Annotated in this window: 2 protein-coding genes; one reads left to right on the top strand and one right to left on the bottom strand. The window is 62.4% G+C overall.

The genetic code is table 11. The features are described 5' to 3' along the window. Window positions 1-2086: FAD-binding and (Fe-S)-binding domain-containing protein (locus tag KBT70_RS14920; protein ID WP_296635463.1), on the bottom strand; the 2086-nt coding region annotated here is incomplete at its 3' end. Window positions 2087-2228: 142 nt separating this feature from the next. Here KBT70_RS14920 and KBT70_RS14915 point away from each other — a divergent pair. Beyond that, on the top strand, window positions 2229-3413 hold the full coding sequence (locus KBT70_RS14915; RefSeq protein ID WP_296635459.1) for an aminotransferase class V-fold PLP-dependent enzyme: 1185 nt from the start codon (window positions 2229-2231) through the stop codon (window positions 3411-3413). The last annotated feature ends 81 nt before the right edge of the window (window positions 3414-3494 follow it).

The following is a 3494-nucleotide window of genomic DNA, read 5'->3' as shown; positions in this document are numbered from 1 at the left end:
GCCCGGTCATCCGCTCACTCAGGGCTGCCAGCATCGGCACGCGGTTGCGCAGCGCGATGAGGCCACGCAGCACCACGGCAACCCGCGCATAGCGGGGCATCTCTGCAATCAGCCGCGCGCGCAGGCCGAAGCCCAGCTTTTGCCCACGCTGATACAGCACCTCAGCCTTCATCTTGGCCATGTCCACGCCAGTGGGACATTCGCGCTTGCAAGCCTTGCAGCCGACGCAGAGCTTCATCGTTTCGGCCATCTCGTCGGAAAAGAGCGCCTCTTTGCCAAGTCGCCCCGACAGGGCCAACCGTAGCGTATTGGCGCGGCCGCGCGTTGCGTCCCGCTCGTCGCGCGTCACACGGTAGCTGGGGCACATCGCCCCGCCCGCCAGCTTGCGACAGGCGCCATTGTTGTTGCACATCTCGACCGCGCCCTGAAAGCCGCCGCCCTTGCCGGTCCAGGCGGACCAGTCATGCCCGGTCTTGAGGTCAGCGAAATCATAGCCCGGCGGATAGCGCATCAGGCTGCGGTCATCCATTTTCGGCGCATGCACGATCTTGCCGGGGTTGAGGCGGGTGTCGGGATCGAACGCCGCCTTGACCTCTTCAAATGCCTTGAGGATTTGCTGGCCGAACATCGCGCCGTGAAACTCTGACCGCACGATGCCATCGCCATGCTCGCCGGAATGCGAGCCTTTGTAGTCCCGCACCATGGCAAAGGCCGCCTCGGCAATCTCGCGCATCTTGCGCACGTCTTGCTCCAGCTTGAGGTTGAGAACCGGGCGCACATGAAGACAGCCCTCAGAGGCATGTGCATACCAAGTGCCGGTGGTGCCGTGGCTATGAAACACCTCTGTCAGCCGATCGGTGTAATCCGCCAGATGCTCCAGCGGCACGGCGCAATCCTCGACAAAGGAAACAGGCTTGCCCGCCTCTTTCATCGACATCATGATATTCAGCCCCGCCTTGCGCAATTCGCCAATCTCGGCGGCAAGGGCCATATCCCAGACCTCGACCACGCCGCCCTCGTGGGGGCCGCCCTTGCCGAACCCATAGCCAAGGTCCGACATGGTATCGGCCAAGCGGCGCATGTTTTCTTCGTTCTCGGGGGGGGTGTCGGCGAATTCGACCAAGAGCATCGCAGCAGGCGCGCCGCGCACGAATTGCTCCAGCGTTTTGGCATAGATCGGGATCGCGCGGGCGAGGTCGATCATGGTGCTGTCCACCAGTTCGACCGACGTAGGTCCAAGCGCCACCAGCGGTTTGGCGGCCTCCATCGCAGCGCGGAAGGTTGGGAAATGGCAAACCCCCAGAACGCGGGTTTTAGAGGGTAGCGGCGAGAGCTTGATCTCGATGGCGGTGGATGTGGCGAGCGTGCCCTCGGACCCGATCAACAGATGGGCAAGGTTGATCGGCCTGTCACCGGGCACCAGCGCGTCGATATTGTAGCCGCCTACGCGGCGCTGCACCTTGGGAAAGCGCGCGGCAATCTCTTCGGCCTCACGCGCGCCTAGATCGAGCATTTGTCGCAAGAGCGTTTCCGGCACGCGGTTGCCCGATCCGGGGCCGAAATCGAACGGGGTGCCATCGGCCAAAAACCCCTCGATCCTATCCACATTGTCCCGCGTCGTGCCATAGCGCAACGAGCGCGAGCCGCAGGAGTTGTTGCCGACCATGCCGCCGATGGTGGCGCGCGAGGCGGTCGAGACATCGACCGGAAACCACAGGCCATGCGGTTTTAGCGCGCGGTTCAGATCATCCAGAACGATCCCCGGCTCGACCACCGCACGCCGCCCCGTAACGTCCAGTTCGAGAATGCGGTTGAGGTATTTCGAGCAATCGACGATCAGGCCGGAGTTGACCGTCTGCCCGCATTGCGACGTGCCGCCACCGCGCATCGTCAGCGGCACACCCGCCTCTCGCGCGGCGTCCAGTGCCGCCAGAATATCCCCCGGCGCCTTGGCCAGAATTACCCCCGCTGGCATGATCTGATAGATTGAGGCGTCGGTCGCGTAACGCCCGCGCGAAAAGGCATCAAAGCGCGTTTCGCCCTGCACCTCGCGGCTGAGGCGGCTTTGTATCGTGCTGTCCAGCATGGGGTTCTGATCCGGTCGATGGCCTGAGTTTGGTCTTGACAGAATATTGAATTCAGAATTCAATTCAACAGAATTCACCTTGATCCGAGTCCGCAATGCGGCGGACAGGCGGGCAAGGACGCAGTGTCTGGGAGGAATGACAATGACCGCTGGCCGCCACTTTCTGCAAATTCCCGGCCCTTCAAATGTGCCGGATCGCATCCTGCGGGCGATGGATTATCCCACCATGGATCACCGTGGCCCCGCCTTTGCCGATGTCGGACGCAAGGCGCTGGAGGGCATGAAAAGCATTTTCAAGACCGAAAGCCGCGTGGTGATCTATCCCTCCTCCGGGACCGGGGCGTGGGAGGCCGCGCTGGTCAATACGCTCTCTCCGGGCGATACGGTGCTGATGTATGAAACCGGGCATTTTGCGACCCTCTGGCAAAAACTGGCGCTGAAGCTGGGGCTGAACCCGGTCTTTATCGACAGCGACTGGCGCGCCGGGGCGGATGCCGCAAAGATCGAAGAACATCTGCGCGCGGACAAGGGCCACGAGATCAAGGCAGTCTGCGTGGTGCATAATGAAACTTCGACCGGGTCCGTGACCGATGTGGCCGCCGTGCGCCGCGCGATGGATGCCGCCAAGCATCCGGCGCTCTTGATGGTCGATACGATTTCATCGCTCGCCTCGGTTGAGTATCGGCATGATGATTGGGGCGTCGATGTCACCGTGTCCGGCTCACAAAAGGGATTGATGCTGCCGCCGGGCCTGTCGTTCAATGCGGTCAGCGCCAAGGCGATGAAAGTCTCCGAGAGTGCCACTCTCAAACGCTCTTATTGGAGTTGGGCGGAAATGGCCGGGCCCAATGACTCCGGCTATTTCCCCTACACCCCCGCGACCAACCTGCTCTATGGCCTCAACGAGGCGATCGACATGCTGCACGAAGAAGGTCTCGACAATGTCTTTGCCCGGCACAAGCGGCACGGGGCTGCGGCGCGCGCGGCGGTCGAGGCGTGGGGGCTTGAGGTGCTGTGCAAGAAAGCATCCGACCGCTCGCCGGTTTTGACCGCCGTGATGGTGCCCGAGAGCCATTCCGCCGACAATTTCCGCGCTGTGACCTTGCGCAACTATGATATGTCTCTGGGCAATGGCCTGTCCAAGGTGGCGGATAAGGTGTTCCGCATCGGGCATTTGGGGGACTTCAACGACCTCATGCTGATCGGCACCCTTGCGGGTGTGGAAATGGGCCTGCGCGATGCCGGCGTTCCGTACCGGGCCGGGGGCGTGCAAGCGGCGATGGATGTGCTGGGGCAAAAATTCGACAGCGCCCGCGCCGCGGCCTGATGGTATCGGTCCGGGTCGGAGGAGGAGCCTGCCCGGATTGCAAGTCACGATTTCACAACAAGGAAAGACCAAGGCGCGGCA

Source organism: Roseovarius sp. (assembly GCF_018066915.1).
GTDB lineage: Bacteria > Pseudomonadota > Alphaproteobacteria > Rhodobacterales > Rhodobacteraceae > Roseovarius.
This window is presented reverse-complemented; position numbering and strand designations above follow the sequence as displayed.

Excerpts from the sequence above, each read along its gene's own strand:
- KBT70_RS14915 (WP_296635459.1), top strand. The coding sequence starts at position 2,229 with ATGACCGCTGGCCGCCACTTTCTGCAAATTCCCGGCCCTTCAAATGTG.